The following is a 17,579-nucleotide window of genomic DNA, read 5'->3' as shown; positions in this document are numbered from 1 at the left end:
GAAATGACGTGCAGGGATCTTTTCTCTGATGATACGGCTGCGGCAACAGGATGCGCGGGGGAGATTCGGAATTATTTTCTCTTTCCTGCTGCCGTTTCGCTGCCGGGTTTACTGCTTCGTCGATCGGGAACATCAGTCTTTCGCTAATGTTCATTCATTTATCGCCAGGCTTAGCCGCTGCGCCGTCTGGCTGACCGCGCTTTACTACCGGGCTGGGGAGAGGGCAGGATAAAAGAAAAGGGCGATGCTGTGCATCGCCCTTCGTTAACACGCGTTCGATCAGGAGCCGCTGTTGCCGTTAACCGACGGCGCGACAACGTCAGCAGGCTGCTGCGTCTGGTCCGGCGCAACGTTGCCGGCGCTTTGCGGCGCCACTGGCTGTACCGGCTGCGGCTGAACGATTTCCGGCTGGGCCGGTACCGGCGCGGCTTCAGCGACGCCGTTAATTTTCACCGGCATGCCTGAGCGCGCTTTCAGCGCCTGATCCACGACCGTCTGGTTTACGCTGGCGTCGGTCATCACTTTGCTGACCGCCGGCGTCAGCGTAATCGGCACTGGCGCGCGCGATTTAAACTGTTCTTCGGTAGTGGAGAGCGGGTTGTGGATCTCAACATAGCGCGAACCGTCCGGCTCGACCGAGGCTTTCACCGGCTGGTCGATAAACTGCACGCGGGTGCCGACCGGCACATTCTCATATAGCCATTTGATATCGTCCGCGCGCAGGCGTACACAGCCGTGGCTCACGCGCAGGCCTATGCCGAAGTTGGCGTTGGTGCCGTGAATAGCGTACAGGCGACCAATATAGAGCGCATAGAGACCCATCGGGTTATCCGGGCCCGCAGGGAAGACTTCCGGCAGCGTTTCACCGCGCGCGGCATACTCTTCATGCATCTTTTTGGTCGGCGTCCAGGTCGGGCCCGCTTTCTTACGCTGAACGGTGGTTGTCCAGTTAATCGGCGTATCTTTACCCAACTCACCAATACCGATAGGCAGAACCACAACGGTTTTGGTGCCTTTCGGGTAGTAGTACAGACGCATCTCCGCGCTGTTAATCACAATACCTTCACGCGGCGCGTCAGGCAGGATGAGCTGCTGAGGAATAATCAGCTTGGAACCCGGCTGCGGCAGATAAACATCAACGCCGGGGTTGGCTTCAAGCATATTGCTGAGGCCAATTTGATACTGGGCAGCAAAGGCTTCCAGCGGAAGTTTACTGTCCTGCGGGATGGTGATTTCCAGGTTTTCTCCGGTCAGACGGCTGTTGGCCGGCGGCAAAGGATAAACCACAGCAAGCACCTGCTGGCTGAATGCCACCAGTGCCACTGCCAGTGAAGCGATCGCGAAAAGGCTCTTTTTCATCTTATTTCAATAGTTTAATGCCATTGTATGGCTTGTTAGAGAGTCAACCCAGGTGCGGCCAGTGTGACCGGCTGCACATTATATGTGCATAAGCGCTGATTGTGGAACCAGGATTTTTCCTTACGGCAACATATTTACTTAACTCTATGTCATCTATACCTGTTTTGCCTCTCTCTGAGGCATTTTTTTGCCTCACGGCTGCCACTGCGGATCGTCGCCGTCCAGCTTGCGATTCAGGAAAAAAGCGGCGCTGATTAACGCCAGATGGCTAAGCGCCTGGGGGAAATTACCCAGCGCGAAGCCGTGAAAATCGAACTCCTCGGCGTAGAGGCCCAGCGGATTGGCGTAGCTCAGCAGCTTTTCAAATTCAAAATGCGCCTCTTCCACCCGTCCGGCGCGCGCCAGACACTCTACATACCAGAACGAGCAGGCGACAAAAGAACCTTCGCGGCCGTCGAGCGCGTCAGCGGGCGTCTCTTCGCGATCGTAGCGCCAGACCATGCCGTCGCGCACCAGCTTCGCCTTGATGGCGTCCAGCGTCGCCAGCCAGTCGGGATCGGTGGCGCCGACAAAGCGTACCAGCGGCATCAGCAGCATCGAGGCGTCGAGCGATTTACCGTGGCGCGTCGAAGTAAAGTGGCCCAGCTCCGCGCTCCAGAAGTTTTGCCAGATATCTTCACGGATGGCGCTGCGCGTTTTATCCCACTGTTCATAGGGCATCGCCAGCGAGCGTTTGATGCCCAGGCGCAGCGCGCGATCGAGCGCCACCCAGCACATCAGACGCGAGTGGAGAAAATGCTGCGGCTCGCCGCGCATCTCCCATATCCCGGCGTCCGGCTCCTGCCAGTGTTCGCACAGATAGTTGATGGTGCTGCAAACGTTGCGCCAGCCGCGTTCCGAGATCGCTTCGCCATATTTGTTGGAGAGATAAACCGCATCCATCAGTTCGCCATAAATATCCAGCTGCGTCTGCCGCCAGGCGTCGTTGCCGATGCGTACCGGACGCGAATCGCCGTAGCCGGCAAGGTGCGGCAGCGCGCTTTCATGCAGCTCGACGCCGCTGTCGAGGCGGTACATTACCTGCAGGCGGTGGCGCTCGTGATGGCTGTTCTCCACGCAGTGGGCTACCCAGTGGGTAAAGCGTTTGGCTTCGTCGACATAGCCGAGGCGCATCAGCGCATAGACGCTGAACGAGGCGTCGCGGATCCAGGAGGCGCGGTAGTCCCAGTTGCGCTCGCCGCCCAACTCCTCCGGCAGGCCGAAAGTCGCGGCGGCGGCGATGGAGCCGTGTTGCCATGAAGTGAGCAGCTTCAGCGCCAGCGAGGAGCGTTTCACCATCTCCTGCCAGCGTCCGCGCCAGTTGCTCTGGCGACACCAGTTGCGCCAGTAGCGCAGCGTTTCCTGAAAGCAGATGTCGGTATGCAGGTTGTCCAGCTTGTCATCCTGCGCGCAGCCGAAAATAAATTCGACATGTTCGCCGGTTTGCAGCGTGAAGCTGGCCACCGCCGCGTGACGATCGATCTGTAGCGGCACGGTGGCGGTCAGGCGCAGCGTCGGCTGACCGTCAGCGCTGAACAGCGCCGCCTCATCCTGCAGGCGCGCTTTGGTGGTTGCGCGCGCATAGTCGTGCACCGGCGCGCAGCGCATCGTGAAGCGTCCCTCGCCGCGCACCATCTTTAGCCGCCGGATAATGCGCGGTTTGGTGTCGTCACGCTCGCAGATCGGCATGTAGTCGGTGATCTCCGCCACGCCGTCGGCAGAGAGCCAGCGCGTCTGCAAAATATTGGTGTCGGGCAGATAGAGCTGCTGACGTCGGCACGCTTTCCAGTCCGGCGTCAGGCTGAATACGCCCGCTTCGTCGCTGTCCAGCAGAGCGGTGAACACCGACGGGCTGTCGAGGTTAGGCCAGCAGAAATAGTCGATAGCGCCGTCGTCCGCCACCAGCGCGCAGGTGCGCAGATCGCCAATAACGCCGTGATTATGGATAGGTCGTTTTACCTGGGCCATGCCGTTCCCCGATTGCGTTGCCTGAGCCTTTACTATAGACAAGCCCGGGTCAACACGGCGGCGCGGGTGAATGCAGCGTCTATACTTGCTGTTTATTTCATCAGCGCAACAGAGGAGTAACGCTATGCCGACAACCAAAGTCGCCGTGGTGACCGCATCAGATTCAGGCATTGGCAAAGCGAGCGCCATCATGCTGGCGGAGCAGGGTTATGATATTGGCATCACCTGGCGTTCCGACGAGAGCGGCGCGCAGGAGACGGCAGATGAGGTGCGCAAGCTGGGACGCCGCGCCGAGATGGTACAGCTGGAGCTTTCCGATCCGCAGCAGGGCGGCAAGTCGCTGGAAACGCTGATTGAGAAGCTGGGGCGCATCGATGCGCTGGTGAATAATGCCGGTACTAACGTTAAGGCCGACTTTCTCGATATCAAATTTGAAGACTGGCGCCAGGTCTTTACCGTTGACGTCGACGGCGCGCTGATTTGCAGCCAGATCGCCGCGCGACAGATGGTGAAGCAGGGCGAGGGCGGACGCATCATCAATATCACCTCGGTGCATGAGCATACGCCGCTGCCTGGATCGGTCGCCTATACCGCTGCCAAACATGCGCTGGGCGGCCTGACCAAAGCGATGGCGCTCAGCCTGCTGCCGCACAATATTCTGGTCAACGCGGTCGCGCCCGGCGCCATCGCCACGCCGATGAATAATATGGAGAATGCCGACGCTCACCGCATTCCGCTGCCGCACGTTCCCGCCGGACGGCCCGGCGATACGCGCGAAATCGCCAGCATGGTCGCCTGGCTCTGCTCGGAATGGTCCAGCTATACTACCGGCCAGTCCTTTATCATCGATGGCGGCTTTATGCTCGCCAATCCACAGTTCGCGGCGGCGCAGGCCTCGGAAACGTAACTCTCCGACGCGCGTGTTTCAGGCGTCAGGCGCATGTCGCCTGACGCTTGCTCCGCGTCTCGCCTGCACACAGGGAATCGCGTTCCCCTGATCTCCCGTTTTGCTTTTCCGTTCCGCTTTCTTCCGCGCTATCATGCGCGGCAAAACAGAGAAGGAAGCGTTTATGTCCACGGAAACTCCACTGCTGGCGGTAAAGGACGTCAGCTATCGGCTGGCGGAGAAAAGCCTGCTGGCCCCCATTTCGTTTACGCTGCACCGGCAAGAGTTCGCCTGGCTGACCGGTCCTTCCGGCAGCGGTAAAACCACCTTATTGAAAATCATCGCCTCGCTGCTGACGCCCACCGGCGGCAGCGTTACGCTGAACGGCAAAAGCAGCGACGATCTGGGGCCGGAGGCCTGGCGTCGGCAGGTCTCCTACTGCTTTCAGACGCCGCAGCTGTTTGGCGATACCGTCTACGACAACCTGGCGTTTCCCTGGCAGATCCGTCAGCGGCAGCCGGAAAAGCAGGCGCTGTGCGACCAGCTGGCGCAGCTGAATCTGGCGCCCGATCTGCTGGATAAACCGATCGACGCGCTTTCCGGCGGCGAGCGTCAGCGGGTGGCGCTGCTGCGCAATCTCCAGTTTCCGCCTGCGCTGCTGCTGCTGGATGAAGTCACCAGCGCGCTCGACGCGGAGAACAAAGCGCAGGTCAAAACGCTGATTCAGCAGATGGCGCGGCAGCATGGCATGAGCGTGCTCTGGATCAGTCACGACGCGCAGGAGACCGCTGACGGCGCGCGCGTTATCTCCCTGGGATTAAATACGGAGGCGGCGCAATGAACCATCCCGCGATCGATAATACCTCGCTGGCGCTCGCCTGCCTGCTGGTGCTGGTGGCGCTGTTCGTCAGCCAGAAAGAGAAGCTGGGGCTGCACAAGGATATTTTGTGGAGCGTCACCCGCGCGGTGGTGCAGCTCACCCTCGTCGGTTACGTACTGCACTACCTGTTTGATTTTAATAACCGCTGGCTGACGCTGCTGATGGTGCTGTTTATCTGCGTCAACGCGGCGCTGAACGCGCGTAAGCGCAGCAAACGAATCGGCAACGCCTTCTGGATTTCGCTGGCGGCGATCGGCGTCGGCACTGGCCTGACGCTGACTATTCTGGTGCTGAGCGGCGCCATCGCCTTTGTACCGATGCAGGTGATCCCGATTTCCGGCATGATCGCCGGCAACGCGATGGTGGCGGTAGGGCTCTGCTTTACCCAGCTGAACCAGCGTTTCGCCGATAACCGGCAAAAAGTAGAGGAGATGCTCAGCCTCGGCGCGTCGGTGAAGCGCGCCTCGGCGACGCTGGTGCGCGACAGCATTCGCGCCGCGATGATCCCGACGGTCGACGCGGCGAAAACCGTCGGGCTGGTCAGCCTGCCGGGAATGATGTCGGGGCTGATTTTCGCCGGTATCGATCCGATGCAGGCGATTAAGTTTCAGATTATGGTGACCTTTATGCTGCTCGGCACCGCAGCGATCTCCACCATTATCGCCGCCTGGCTCGGTTACCGCCGCTTCTTTAACGCGCGCGCCCAGCTGCGTTTTTAGTCATTATGGCGTCGGCTCGACCAGTGGCGGAACGCCATGCGCAGCAGCAGGACAAGCAGCGCCGCGCCCACCAGCCACAGCAGGTGCTTGAGGTGATGATCGAGCCGGTGCAGCCAGGGCGCGATCATCTCGCCGGCGAAATAGCCGAGCGTAACGAAGATGACCGCCCAGAGAAACGCACCGATGGCGTTGAAAATCAGAAATTTCATCGGACGCAGGCGGCTGGCGCCGATGATAATCGGGCCGATGGTGCGAAAGCCGTACATAAAGCGCACCCCGATAATAAACAGCACCGGATGACGGCGGATCATGCTGTTGGCGCGCTTCAGCTTGCCCTGATGCTTCTTGAAGCGACGCAGAATACGGGTGCCGAAGCGTCGTCCGATCCAGAACAGCAGCTGATCGCCTAAAAAGCCGCCGAGCGCCACCGCCAGCACCACGCCGCTGTAGCGCAGCAGCTTCTCATGGGCGATCACGCCGCCCAGCAACGCGAAAGTCTCTCCTTCGGCAATACAGCCAATCACCACCGCCAGATAGCCATACTGTTCGATTAATTGGTTGATATCAAAATGCAAAATTCACCATCCCTTTTCTTTTAGCGTCTGGGTAAGTGTATACGTCGTTAACACCTTCATCACAAAAAAGCGCGGCGCATTGAAAAGGCATTGAGCTGTTGGTGAAAAAATAAGCAGGCGAATTATACTTGAGGAAAAGCCGCCGCGGGCGGCCAGAGGAAGTGGAGGGGCAAGCGATGAACCATGTCTGGGGTCTGCTGGCGCATCCCGATCGGGAAATGCGCGATATCAAACGGGAAAACGAAACGGTTTCCCATCATTACACGCACCATGTGCTGCTGATGGCGGCGATTCCGGTAATCTGCGCGCTGATCGGCACCACGCAGCTAGGGTGGCGGCTGGGCGCCGGGCGCACCGTGCCGCTGGATCTCTCCACCGGACTGATGCTGGCGGTGCTGTTCTATCTGGTGATTTTAGGCGGCGTGGCGGTGATGGGGCGAGTGATTCACTGGATGGCGCGCGACTATCCGCAGCGACCCAGCATCCAGCGCTGTACGGTGTTCGCCGGTTATGTCGCCACGCCGCTGTTCCTGAGCGGGATCGTCGCGCTCTATCCGCTGGTCTGGCTTTGCGTGCTGGTCGGCGCGCTGGCGCTGGCCTACACCGGCTACCTGCTCTATGTCGGCATTCCTGAGCTGCTGAACATCGACCGCGACGAGAGTCTGCGCTTCTCCGGCTCGACGCTGGCGATCGGCATTTTGCTGTTTGAGGTGCTGCTGGCGCTGACGGTGCTGCTGTGGGGTTATGGCTACCGACTGGGCTGAATCATCGCCGCCGTTGCCTGCGACGGCGGCTGTTTACGCCCGGAAACGAATCTTCGATAGGAATTTACTGAGTCGCCAGCGTATTATGCTGCCTGCCAGCCGCCGCACATGCCTGTTTCCGCGACGGCAGCCTGTGTTGCACACAGCGCGCAATCCTATTGGTAAGTTGTTAAACGATGCCCGCAAAATTTCGTTATTCGTTGTTGAGCCTGGCTTTTCTTTTTTCCGCGCAGGGTTTGACCGGCCAGGCGCTGGCCGCGTCGCCGTTAAATACGCCTGCGCCGCTCTCCCAGCCGCAAATCGCCTCCGGCAGCGCGATGATCGTCGATCTGAACACCAATAAAGTGCTGTACGCCAGCCATCCCGACCGGGTCAGGCCGATCGCCTCCATCACCAAGCTGATGACGGCGATGGTGGTGCTTGATGCGCACCTGCCGATGGATGAGATGCTGAAAGTCGATATCAGCCATACGGCGGAAATGCGCGGCGTCTTCTCTCGCGTACGCCTGAACAGCGAAATCAGCCGTAAAAATATGCTGCTGCTGGCGCTGATGTCCTCTGAAAACCGCGCCGCCGCCAGCCTGGCGCATCACTATCCGGGCGGCTACGACGCCTTTATCCGCGCGATGAACGCCAAAGCGCGCGCGCTGGGCATGACCAACACCCACTACGTTGAGCCGACCGGTCTGTCGATCCATAACGTATCGACCGCCCGCGATCTGACGAAGCTGTTGATCGCCACCAAACGCTATCCGCTGCTGGGGCAGCTCAGCACCACGCATGAGGATATGGCGCGCTTTAGCAACCCTGACTACGTCCTGCCTTTCCGCAACACCAACCATCTGGTCTATAAGCCGGACTGGCAGATCCAGCTGACTAAAACGGGCTTCACCAATCAGGCGGGACATTGCCTGGTGATGCGCACGGTGATCAAGCAGCGTCCGGTGGCGCTGGTGGTGCTGGACGCCTTCGGCAAATATACCCACTTCGCCGACGCCAAACGCCTGCGCGACTGGCTGGAAACCGGCAAGTCCGCGCCGGTGCCGGCGGCGGCGCTGGCCTACCGAAAACAGAAATCATCGCAGACCGCCAGCAACCAAAGCGCGGACGACAGCGCGGTGGAATAAGCCTGTTACTCCTCCGCCCGCGTGGCGGAGGAGAGCGCGCGCTGCATAATCAGCGTGTCGCGCCACTCTCCGCATTTAAATCCCACTTCGCGCAGCACGCCAACCTCACGAAATCCCAGCTTCAGATGCAGCTTCAGCGATCCGCCGTTTTGCCTGCCGTTGCCGACGACCGCCAGCATTTGCCGCCACGGTCCCTGTTCGCAGCGGGCGATCAGCGCCGCAAGCAGGGCGCTGCCGATGCCGCGTCCGCCGAGTTCGTGCCGCAGATAGATCGACTCCTCGATGGTAAAGCGATAAGCGGGGCGCGGCCGATACGGGGCGGCGTAACAGTAGCCGATGACGCGGCCCGCCTGTTCCGCCACCAGCCAGGGCATTTCCAGCGACTGTGTTTTTAACAGACGCGCCCGCATCTCCGCTTCATCGGGCGGCGTCTCCTCAAAAGAGGCGCAGCCGTACAGCACATGCCAGGCGTAAATTTCATGCATAGCAGCGACATCGGCGGTGCAGGCATCGCGGATCAGCAGCGGTTCGGCGGGGAGAGACATAGCACCTCATTTGGCGAGAGAAAAACCTTACTCTGACACAGCGGCGCGGCGCTGAGTCATAACAAATTCTTATTGTTAGAGGAGGAATTTTCTTACCGCTTTCCTATAGTGAAGCGTTGGGCAAAAGCATACACTGGCGCGCGATTGCGGCGAGGCCGCAGAACTAAAACAGAGTGGAACGACGTTCGATGTCAAAGTGGTTACGATTTATGCGGGCGAGCCTGCTGGCGCTGTTGACGCTGGCGCCGCTTTACCTTTATGCGGCGGACGGCGGCGATGACCAGCCGATCGCAACGGAAGAAGAAGCCCCGATCAAGGTTAATGCAGCGGTCGAGCTGCCGAAGATGCAGAAGATCCTCGACAAAATCAAAGGCCAGGTCTCCGGCGAAACCAATGACGCGCAGCTGTCGCAGCTGAACGACATGGCGCTGGAGCTGTCGGGCAACGCCGATACGCTGGGACAGGCGCTGATTCCACAGCGTCAGCAGCTGCTGGCGCAGCTGGCAGTGCTGGGACCGGCGCCGAAAGCGGACAGCGGCGTGAAAGAGACGCCGGAGGTGACGCGCAAGCGCAACACGCTGGAAAATCAAAAAGCGAAGCTGGACGAACAGATTAAACAGGCGGAGGCGATCAAAGGCGGGGCGCTCAACCTCAGCGCGCAGATTGTCAACCTGCGGCGCGACAACCTGAAAACCCAGCTGGCGCTTAACTCCGGCAGTATTTTCGGGCCGCGCTTCTGGGCGCCGCTGTTCGGCGCGCAGCAGATGGACGGCGATAAGCTGGCTAACTTCCGCGACGAGCTGGTGGATACCGCCGCGCTCGCCTGGGAACCGGGCTGGCGTCTCGGCACGCTGCTCTGGCTGGCGGCGGCTGTGGCTATCGCCACGCTGGGACGGCGCTACGGCGAAGAGTTTCTCGCCTGGATCAGCATTCACCAGCTGCCGGAAGGGCGGCTGCGCCGCAGCTTCCTCGCCGCGGCGATCGCGCTGACCACGCTGGCGGCGGTGGTGCTGGCATTTAACTTTATCGACCAGGCGTTCACCCGCCGCGCCGAGGTCTCTGACGACGTGCAGGATTTTGTCGATCGGCTGGTGCAGCTCAGCGTGTTCTGCGGTCTGATCGCCGGGCTGGGGCGCGCGTTTCTCTCCACGCGTCGCCCGTCCTGGCGATTGCCGGCGATCTCTAACGAAGTGGCGCAGGCGCTGAAGCCATTCCCGCCGCTGACCGCTACGCTGGTGTTTATCTTCCAGACGGTTGAGGCGCTGAACAGCAGCGTCGGCACCAGCGTCGGCACCACCATTCTGGCGAACGGCATGACCGCGCTGCTGGTGGGCGCCACTGCGCTCTCCATCAGCTTCCGCTCCAGCCGCGTGCGCCGTCGTATGGTGCAGGAAGGGCAGGCGCCGGAGGCGAAATCGACGCTGGTCGGCCTGATCCAGATGGCGATCACCCTGGTCGGTCTGGGAATTTTACTGTCGCTGATTATCGGTTACGTCACGCTGGCGCGCTTCCTTAGCTATGAACTGGTCTGGATCGGCATCGTCTGCGGCGCTTTCTACTTCCTCAGCCATCTGGTGGTCGACGGCTGCGAAACGCTGCTGTCGGTCAGCAACCCGACCGGCAAGCGCATCCAGTCCTCGCTGAATATCGACGAACGTCATCTGTCGCAGGCGGCGGCGCTGCTGTCGGCATTGGGCAAAACCATTCTGCTGCTGTTCGCGGCGGTGGCGGTGCTGAACGGCACCTTCGGCACCTCGACGCCGATTGAACTGCTGCAAAAAGCGGTAGAGTTCTGGGGCGGCAAGGGACTGGAATCGCTCAATATCGTGCCTGCTCATCTGGTGAACGCGCTGCTCTGCATGGCGATCGGCATTTACGTGCTGCGTTCGGTGCGCCGCTGGCTGGATAACGATTTCCTGCCGAAAACCACCATGGATACCGGCATGCGCGTCTCGCTGGTGACGCTGTTCAGCAATATCGGCTATGTGCTGGTGATCCTGCTGACGCTCTCCACCATGGGGGTGCAGTGGAACAAGCTGGCGTGGATCGTCAGCGCGCTGTCGGTCGGTATCGGTTTCGGCTTACAGGAGATTGTGAAGAACTTTATCTCCGGCCTGATTCTGCTGACCGAGCGTCCGGTGAAGGTGGGCGACCTGGTGAGTATCAGCGGCATCGAAGGGGATATCCGCCGCATCAACGTGCGCGCCACCGAGATCCAGCTCGGCGATAAATCCACGGTGATCGTGCCGAACTCGCAGCTGATTTCGCAGAACGTGCGTAACGCTACTATGGGCAACGCGCAGGGCGTGGTGACCATTACGCTGACCTTCCCGCTGGATATCGATCCGGTGCAGGTGCGTGAAATTCTGCTGGGGGTTTACCGTGAAAATGAGCGCATTCTCGACACGCCGGAACCGTCGGTGAGCTTTAAGGATCTGACGCCGCAGGGCATCGTGCTGAGCGTCACCGGCAACGTGGCGACCCAGCGCCAGATCGCCGGCGCGAAAAGCGATCTGCTGTTCGATATTCTGACGCGCCTGCGTAAAGAGGGCATCGTGCTGTCGCGTCCGCAGACGATGATTATCGAGCAGAAGAATGGCGAAATGGTGGTGAAAGCGCCGCCGCAGCCGTAAACGCACAGGCCGCCTTTTGCGGTAAAAAGGCGGCCTGAACAACTCAGCCCGCGTGACGATCCTGCCCGCAGCCGCAGTCGGCCCAGTGCTTGCGCTTGCTGGTTTTGCCGATGCCGGGGTTAAAGCTGTTAGTCGGATCGAGCTGCTGATAAAACGCCTTCATCTGCGGCTTCGCCTGGTAAAGATGGCCGACGTTATGCTCCGCCGGATACTCCGCGCCGCGCTGGTTAAGGATCTCCAGCATTCTCTCTTTCAGCGCATGCGCGTCCACGCCTTTCTTCACGATGTAATCCTGATGGAACACGTGGCACATAAAGTGACCGTAATAGAGGCGGTGCACCAGCTTATCGTCAAACTCCGGCGGCAGCTTTTCAAACCAGTCGCGGTCGTTGCGCCGCAGCGCGATATCCAGCGCCAGAATATCCTCTACCTCATCGTGATGCGCCGCATGGTATCGCACCGCGGCGCCCGCGGCGGCGAAGCGATGCAGAAAGGCTTTCGAGCCTTCTTCGTCGGTGCACTCGAAGTAGTCGCCGCCGCCTTCGCGGAAAAAATCCTTCAGGAACTGACGCGCCTCTTCCACGCCGTCGCCGGACATTTTCAGCATCAGGTGATGCTCGTAGCGATCGCGCCAAGTTTTCATCTTTTTCGGCAGATGGGTCGGGAAAACCGCGCTCAGCTTTTGCAGCATCCTATCGGTAAAGTGCGGGCGGAACAGCGGAATATGGCTCAGCATCGCGTCGATGCGCCCCTTTAGGGTGAAGAAGCGCGGCATTTTATCGGTGCCGAGCTTATCGATCATAATAAAGGTGTCTTTGCCGTACTTCTCCGCGATGTCATACATATCGCGGTGCATATATTCGCCCGCCACCGGCAGGTTATGGAAATGGGCGAGGATATGGCGGCGGATATCCTCCAGCGCCGAGGTATCGTTGGTGCCGATATAGAACACCTGCTGTTTCTTTTCCGCCTCGAAGGTATCCAGGCGCACGGCGAACACCGCCAGCTTGCCGGCGCAGCCGGAAGCTTCATACAGACGGCTGGCGTCGGCGTTAAAGCGCGACGGCGTGTCCGCTTCCACATCGCGCACGCGCTCGACGTAGTTATGATCGGACGCCTGGCGCGCGTCGTGGCGCACGTCGCTCTCGCGCCAGGTTTCATCATCCAGTCGGCCAAGGATCTGCTCCGGCGTGCTGCCCAGCTCAATGCCGAGATGGTTCACCAGCTTCAACTGCCCCTGTGCATCCAGCTGGGCGTAAAGCGCCATTTCGGTGTAGGCGGGGCCGCGCTTCACCAGCGCGCCGCCGGAGTTATTGCAGACGCCGCCGAGAATCGAGGCGCCGATGCAGGAGGAGCCGATCACCGAATGCGGCTCGCGGCCCAGCGGCTTGAGCATTTTTTCCAGCTGAAACAGCGTGCTGCCCGGCAGCGCCAGCACCTGCTTGCCCTTATCGAGCAGATAAATACGGTCCATTCGCAGGGTGCTGATAATAATAATGTCGCGATCGTAATCGTTGCCGTTAGGCGTCGATCCTTCGGTCAGGCCGGTATTGGCCGCCTGCATCAGAATGATTTTATCCGCGGCCACCGCCGCTTTCAGCACGCGCCACAGCTCCAGCAGCGTGCCGGGGAACACCACCGCCAGGGCGTCGCCCTGGCCGGAGCGGAAGCCTTTGCGATAGCGTTCGGTTTTACGGGGATCGGTCAGTAGATGGCTGCCGCCGACGATGCGACGCAGTTCATTAATCAGGGTTTGACTGGCGGGGTTAGGGTTAGGGTGCATGTCCATTGTCCTGTTATGTGTGACGATTTTACTGTAGCAGCTCAGGCGGAAAAGCGTCCGCCTGGAAAACTACCTGCTATTCTCATCCTGTGGCACACTGTGGCTATCTTATTGCTATAGCACCATAAAACCTGTCCTGCGTTTTTGTTGAGAGCCCAATCTGATGAAATGGATTTACTCCCTGAGCCTTGCTGTTTCCCTGGCGGTGCAGCCCGCCTTTGCTGACGATATGTTTGGCCCGCATCGCCTGACGCCTGAGGCGCGCGACGCCTTCGTTACCGATCTGCTGGCGAAAATGACGCTTGATGAAAAAATCGGTCAGCTGCGGCTGATCAGCGTCGGGCCGGATAACTCGAAAGACGCGATTCGCGAGATGATCAAAAACGGCCAGGTCGGTGCGATTTTCAACACCGTCACGCGTCCCGATATCCGCGCGATGCAGGATCAGGTGATGCAGCTCAGCCGCCTGAAAATTCCGCTGTTCTTCGCCTATGACGTGGTGCACGGACAGCGCACGATTTTCCCGATCCCGTTAGGGCTGGCCTCCAGCTGGGATACCGAGGCGGTGGCGCGCGTAGGGCGCGTCTCGGCGTATGAAGCGGCGGACGACGGCCTGAATATGACCTGGGCGCCGATGGTGGACGTGACGCGCGAACCGCGCTGGGGCCGTGGTTCGGAAGGCTTCGGCGAAGACACTTATCTGACGGCGACGATGGGCAGCGCCATGGTGAAGGCGATGCAGGGCAAAAGCCCGGCCGACCGCTATGCGCTGATGACCAGCGTCAAGCACTTCGCGCTCTACGGCGCCATCGAAGGCGGACGCGACTACAACACTGTCGACATGAGTCCGCAGCGCATGTTTCAGGACTATATGCCGCCGTACAAAGCGTCGCTGGATGCGGGCAGCGGCGGGGTGATGGTCTCTCTGAACGCCATTAACGGCGTGCCGGCCACCGCCAACAGCTGGCTGCTGAAGGATCTGCTGCGCGATGAGTGGAAATTCAAAGGCATCACCATCAGCGATCACGGCGCGATTAAAGAGCTGATTAAGCACGGCGTCGCCAGCGATCCGCAGGATGCGGTGCGCTTGGCGCTGAAGTCCGGCATCGATATGAGCATGGGCGACGAATACTACAGCAAATATCTGCCGGGGCTGGTGAAGCGCGGCGTGGTGAGCGAGGCGGAGATTGACGACGCGGCGCGTCACGTGCTGAACGTGAAGTACGATATGGGGCTGTTTAACGATCCTTACAGCCATCTGGGGCCGAAGGAGAGCGATCCGGCGGACACCAATGCGGAAAGCCGCCTGCACCGTGAAGACGCGCGCGACGTGGCGCGTAAAAGTATGGTGCTGCTGAAAAACCGTCTGGAGACGCTGCCGCTGAAGAAAGCAGGCACCATTGCGCTGATCGGCCCGCTGGCGGACAGCCAGCGCGATATCATGGGCAGCTGGTCGGCGGCGGGCGTGGCGAAGCAGTCGGTCACGCTGTTGCAGGGCATGAAAAACGCCACCGAGGGCAAGGCGACGCTGCTGTACGCCAAAGGCGCGAACATCACCGATCATAAAGGGATTCAGGCTTTCCTTAATCTCTATGAGCAGGCGGTAAGCGTCGACAGCCGCACGCCGCAGCAGATGATCGATGAAGCGGTCGCCACGGCGCAGAAGGCGGATGTGATCGTCGCGGCGGTGGGCGAGGCGCAGGGCATGGCGCATGAGGCCTCCAGCCGCACCGATCTGACCCTGCCGGAGAGCCAGCAGAAGCTGCTGGCGGCGCTGAAAGCTACCGGTAAACCGCTGGTGCTGGTGTTGATGAACGGTCGCCCGCTGGCGCTGACGCATGAGTATCAGCAGGCGGACGCGATGCTGGAGACCTGGTTCAGCGGCACAGAAGGGGGCAACGCCATCGCCGACGTGCTGTTCGGCGACTATAACCCTTCCGGCAAGCTGCCGATCTCCTTCCCGCGTTCGGTAGGACAGATCCCCATCTATTACAACCATCTGCCGACCGGCCGTCCCTATAACTCAGCCAAACCGAACAAGTACACGTCGCATTACTATGACGCCGTCAACGGGCCGCTGTTCCCCTTCGGCTACGGCCTGAGCTACACCACCTTCAGCGTGTCGCCGGTGAAAATGTCCTCAGCGACGATGCCGCGCAACGGCAAAATAGAGGCGAGCGTGACGGTGACGAACACTGGCAAACGCGACGGCGCGACGGTGGTGCAGCTTTATCTTAACGATGAGGTCGCCAGCGTCAGTCGTCCGGTGAAAGAGCTGAAAGGCTTCCAGCGCATTATGCTGAAGGCGGGCGAATCGCAAACCGTGCGTTTCCCGATTGATGTCGACGCGCTGAAGTTCTGGAATCAGAAGATGCAGCAGGTGGCGGAACCGGGCAAATTCAAGGTGATGATCGGCCTGGATTCGGCCAGAACGCAGGACGCGGAATTTACCTACCTGTAAGCGGGTAACATAAGCAACCGACCGGCGCCGAGCCGGTCGTTTTTTTATATCAATCGTTCCGCAACGCTGATATTGAACTGCATCACGTTAATCGTCACCGGGGCCGATTAGTATCAAATGCTCCGATATGAGAAAGGAATCTCAACGCTATGCCTTTAAAAGGAACGTTTATTATCAACGATGCCGATTTTTGTCCTTTGCTTATTTACGGCGTAGGTACCTTTATGGCCTGGTCAGGTAAAGATCAATACCGTAATCGTGCATGTTGTACAGGAATACCTGATACAGGTCCCCTACCTGCTGGAATTTATCATATCGTTAAGCGCCCTTCAGGAGGCTGGAAAGGGGTTATTCGCACCGATTTACGAGATTTTTACTCGTGGTAGACATCGACTCCTGTTATTAAATATGAATGGTTTGCTTTATACCGCGCCGATGGGAAAATTGATGATTATACGTGGATTAACGGTGTTAAAAGAGGCAATTTTCGCCTGCATCCGGCGGGTCCTATGGGCGTTTCATTAGGGTGTATTACTTTGCAGCATCGTACCGATTTTATAGCGATTCGCCACGCGCTGCTTTCAACTCCGCAAATAAAACTGGCCAACGGTCTACAATCATACGGAACGATTGAGGTAATACTTAATGGCAAAGAAACGTGTTCCAACGGGCTTTAAAATTTTGCTGGGCGTTGGGATATATATTTTCTCTTTTTTGCTGGCGCGTCCTTCTGCGCCTGCTACACCAGGAGAATACGCTTTTTGGAACAGAGCGGCCAGCCTGTTCGGCGAGCAGGATATTGATGGGTTTGTTGGAATCGCGTTGCTGACCGGCTGCACAATTATTACTATTATCGGTTACCAGATAGCTATCCGTTTAATAGAACGGAAAATGAATAAGCTGGAATCGATAAATCACCGCTGAATCTGTCATTTTTTTATGTTAGCTAACACTGCCTGCTAACCAGTTCCGGCATAGTAAAAGGCCAGAACTATTTCTTATTAATCGTGAGAAGTTTCCCCTGCGGCGCAATTAAAAACCGGCCTGTTTTTACCGGTCGGTTTATTATGCATAAGCGTCCAGGTAATAGTGCAGGTAATCTACTTACCGCCCGCCAGATCGATAAAGTTGCCGGTGACATAGGAGGCTTCCTCCGACAGCAGCCAGGCGATCGCCTCGGCGACTTCTTCAGGCTGACCGCCGCGCTTCATCGGCAGATTCTCTTTCACCCGATCCACCCGTCCCGGTTCGCCGCCGTCGGCGTGCATGTCGGTATAAATCAGTCCGGGCCTGACGGCGTTAACGCGAATGCCCTGCGCCGCCACCTCCAGCGCCAGCCCGATAGTCAGCGTATCCACCGCGCCTTTAGAGGCCGCATAGTCAATATATTCATGGGGCGCGCCGAGGCGCGAGGCGGCGGAGGAGACGTTGACGATAGCGCCGCCCTGACCGCCATGCCGCAGCGCCATGCGCTTGACCGCCTCGCGCGCGCAGATAAAGCTGCCGCCGACGTTGGTGGCGAAAATCGCGGCGATGCGCCGCGCATCCAGCTGCTCGATGCTCGCCTGCTGCTTAAGAATGCCGGCGTTATTCACCAGCCCGGTCAGCGTGCCGAGATCGCGATCGATCTGCCGGAACAGCGCCACGACCTGCTCCTCATTGGCGATATCCGCCTGCACCGCGATCGCCTTGCCGCCGCCGCGTCGAATCATATCGACCACTTCTTCGGCGCGCGCCTGCTGCGAACGATAATTGATGCACAATGCATGGCCTTTCGCCGCCAGCGTCAACGCGGTCGCCCGCCCAATGCCGCGGCTGCCGCCGGTGATTAAGGTAATAT

The 17,579-nt window shown here is 59.3% G+C and carries 14 protein-coding genes and 1 pseudogene; 9 read left to right on the top strand and 6 right to left on the bottom strand.

The window, feature by feature from the left end; genetic code table 11:
- Positions 1 to 279: 279 nt before the first annotated feature.
- Positions 280 to 1,359 carry a L,D-transpeptidase family protein gene (locus tag MYY08_RS08855; protein WP_038627254.1) on the bottom strand — a complete coding sequence of 360 codons (1,080 nt, stop codon included), beginning with the start codon at positions 1,357 to 1,359 and terminating at the stop codon, positions 280 to 282.
- Between the two features lie 192 nt (positions 1,360 to 1,551).
- The gene (locus tag MYY08_RS08850; RefSeq protein WP_288013936.1) at positions 1,552 to 3,366 is read right to left on the bottom strand and encodes a glycoside hydrolase family 15 protein; all 1,815 of its coding nucleotides are present in this window, start codon (positions 3,364 to 3,366) and stop codon (positions 1,552 to 1,554) included.
- Between the two features lie 124 nt (positions 3,367 to 3,490).
- On the opposite strand from MYY08_RS08850, the gene MYY08_RS08845 reads away from it, so the two are divergent.
- From MYY08_RS08845 to fetB, 3 genes are all read left to right on the top strand, one after another.
- On the top strand, positions 3,491 to 4,273 hold the full coding sequence (locus tag MYY08_RS08845; protein ID WP_038627250.1) for an SDR family oxidoreductase: 783 nt from the start codon (positions 3,491 to 3,493) through the stop codon (positions 4,271 to 4,273).
- Between the two features lie 163 nt (positions 4,274 to 4,436).
- Complete coding sequence (gene fetA / locus MYY08_RS08840; RefSeq protein ID WP_038627248.1) at positions 4,437 to 5,093, top strand: iron efflux ABC transporter ATP-binding subunit FetA; 657 nt, start codon at positions 4,437 to 4,439, stop codon at positions 5,091 to 5,093.
- Positions 5,090 to 5,851, top strand: a complete 762-nt coding sequence (fetB, locus tag MYY08_RS08835; RefSeq protein WP_084970938.1) for an iron efflux ABC transporter permease subunit FetB — start codon at positions 5,090 to 5,092, stop codon at positions 5,849 to 5,851. The genes fetA and fetB overlap by 4 nt, the downstream gene beginning before the upstream one ends.
- Here the strand turns inward: fetB and MYY08_RS08830 are convergent.
- Positions 5,848 to 6,426, bottom strand: a complete 579-nt coding sequence (locus MYY08_RS08830) for a DedA family protein (protein ID WP_038627244.1) — start codon at positions 6,424 to 6,426, stop codon at positions 5,848 to 5,850. The two genes, fetB and MYY08_RS08830, sit on opposite strands and share 4 nt — an antisense overlap.
- A gap of 176 nt (positions 6,427 to 6,602) precedes the next feature.
- Here MYY08_RS08830 and MYY08_RS08825 point away from each other — a divergent pair, with 176 nt between their 5' ends.
- Both MYY08_RS08825 and pbpG read left to right on the top strand, forming a co-directional pair.
- On the top strand, positions 6,603 to 7,190 hold the full coding sequence (locus tag MYY08_RS08825) for a Yip1 family protein (RefSeq protein ID WP_084970936.1): 588 nt from the start codon (positions 6,603 to 6,605) through the stop codon (positions 7,188 to 7,190).
- 176 nt (positions 7,191 to 7,366) lie between these two features.
- A complete protein-coding gene (gene pbpG, locus MYY08_RS08820) occupies positions 7,367 to 8,317 on the top strand; it encodes a D-alanyl-D-alanine endopeptidase (protein WP_038627240.1) in 951 nt (316 codons plus the stop codon).
- A 5-nt stretch (positions 8,318 to 8,322) separates the two neighbouring features.
- Here pbpG and MYY08_RS08815 read toward each other — a convergent pair whose 3' ends face one another.
- Positions 8,323 to 8,862, bottom strand: a complete 540-nt coding sequence (locus MYY08_RS08815) for a GNAT family N-acetyltransferase (protein WP_038627239.1) — start codon at positions 8,860 to 8,862, stop codon at positions 8,323 to 8,325.
- A gap of 188 nt (positions 8,863 to 9,050) precedes the next feature.
- On the opposite strand from MYY08_RS08815, the gene MYY08_RS08810 reads away from it, so the two are divergent.
- A complete protein-coding gene (locus MYY08_RS08810) occupies positions 9,051 to 11,495 on the top strand; it encodes a DUF3772 domain-containing protein (protein WP_038627238.1) in 2,445 nt (814 codons plus the stop codon).
- Positions 11,496 to 11,538: 43 nt separating this feature from the next.
- Here the strand turns inward: MYY08_RS08810 and dld are convergent, their stop codons facing one another.
- Complete coding sequence (gene dld / locus MYY08_RS08805; protein WP_038627237.1) at positions 11,539 to 13,278, bottom strand: D-lactate dehydrogenase; 1,740 nt, start codon at positions 13,276 to 13,278, stop codon at positions 11,539 to 11,541.
- 163 nt (positions 13,279 to 13,441) lie between these two features.
- On the opposite strand from dld, the gene bglX reads away from it, so the two are divergent.
- From bglX to MYY08_RS08790, 3 genes and pseudogenes are all read left to right on the top strand, one after another.
- The gene (bglX, locus tag MYY08_RS08800) at positions 13,442 to 15,739 is read left to right on the top strand and encodes a beta-glucosidase BglX (protein ID WP_288013935.1); all 2,298 of its coding nucleotides are present in this window, start codon (positions 13,442 to 13,444) and stop codon (positions 15,737 to 15,739) included.
- A 149-nt stretch (positions 15,740 to 15,888) separates the two neighbouring features.
- Positions 15,889 to 16,416: pseudogene (locus MYY08_RS08795) on the top strand (DUF2778 domain-containing protein).
- Positions 16,385 to 16,663 carry a hypothetical protein gene (locus MYY08_RS08790; RefSeq protein WP_288013934.1) on the top strand — a complete coding sequence of 93 codons (279 nt, stop codon included), beginning with the start codon at positions 16,385 to 16,387 and terminating at the stop codon, positions 16,661 to 16,663. The pseudogene MYY08_RS08795 and the gene MYY08_RS08790 overlap by 32 nt, the downstream one beginning before the upstream one ends.
- Positions 16,664 to 16,839: 176 nt before the next feature.
- Here the strand turns inward: MYY08_RS08790 and MYY08_RS08785 are convergent, their stop codons facing one another.
- Positions 16,840 to 17,577, bottom strand: coding sequence for an SDR family oxidoreductase (locus MYY08_RS08785; RefSeq protein WP_288013933.1), 738 nt, complete (start codon positions 17,575 to 17,577; stop codon positions 16,840 to 16,842).
- Between the last annotated feature and the right edge of the window lie 2 nt (positions 17,578 to 17,579).

Source organism: Mixta sp., from assembly GCF_024610815.1.
In the GTDB taxonomy this organism is placed as follows: Bacteria; Pseudomonadota; Gammaproteobacteria; order Enterobacterales; family Enterobacteriaceae; genus Mixta; species Mixta calida.
This window is presented reverse-complemented; position numbering and strand designations above follow the sequence as displayed.

Bases quoted from the DNA above. Each gene is read 5' to 3' on its own strand.
- MYY08_RS08790 (WP_288013934.1), top strand. From the start codon at position 16,385: ATGGCAAAGAAACGTGTTCCAACGGGCTTTAAAATTTTGCTGGGCGTT.
- MYY08_RS08850 (WP_288013936.1), bottom strand. From the start codon at position 3,366: ATGGCCCAGGTAAAACGACCTATCCATAATCACGGCGTTATTGGCGAT.
- dld (WP_038627237.1), bottom strand. From the start codon at position 13,278: ATGCACCCTAACCCTAACCCCGCCAGTCAAACCCTGATTAATGAACTG.
- MYY08_RS08845 (WP_038627250.1), top strand. From the start codon at position 3,491: ATGCCGACAACCAAAGTCGCCGTGGTGACCGCATCAGATTCAGGCATT.
- MYY08_RS08810 (WP_038627238.1), top strand. From the start codon at position 9,051: ATGTCAAAGTGGTTACGATTTATGCGGGCGAGCCTGCTGGCGCTGTTG.
- fetB (WP_084970938.1), top strand. From the start codon at position 5,090: ATGAACCATCCCGCGATCGATAATACCTCGCTGGCGCTCGCCTGCCTG.
- bglX (WP_288013935.1), top strand. From the start codon at position 13,442: ATGAAATGGATTTACTCCCTGAGCCTTGCTGTTTCCCTGGCGGTGCAG.
- MYY08_RS08815 (WP_038627239.1), bottom strand. From the start codon at position 8,862: ATGTCTCTCCCCGCCGAACCGCTGCTGATCCGCGATGCCTGCACCGCC.
- MYY08_RS08855 (WP_038627254.1), bottom strand. From the start codon at position 1,359: ATGAAAAAGAGCCTTTTCGCGATCGCTTCACTGGCAGTGGCACTGGTG.
- pbpG (WP_038627240.1), top strand. From the start codon at position 7,367: ATGCCCGCAAAATTTCGTTATTCGTTGTTGAGCCTGGCTTTTCTTTTT.
- fetA (WP_038627248.1), top strand. From the start codon at position 4,437: ATGTCCACGGAAACTCCACTGCTGGCGGTAAAGGACGTCAGCTATCGG.
- MYY08_RS08825 (WP_084970936.1), top strand. From the start codon at position 6,603: ATGAACCATGTCTGGGGTCTGCTGGCGCATCCCGATCGGGAAATGCGC.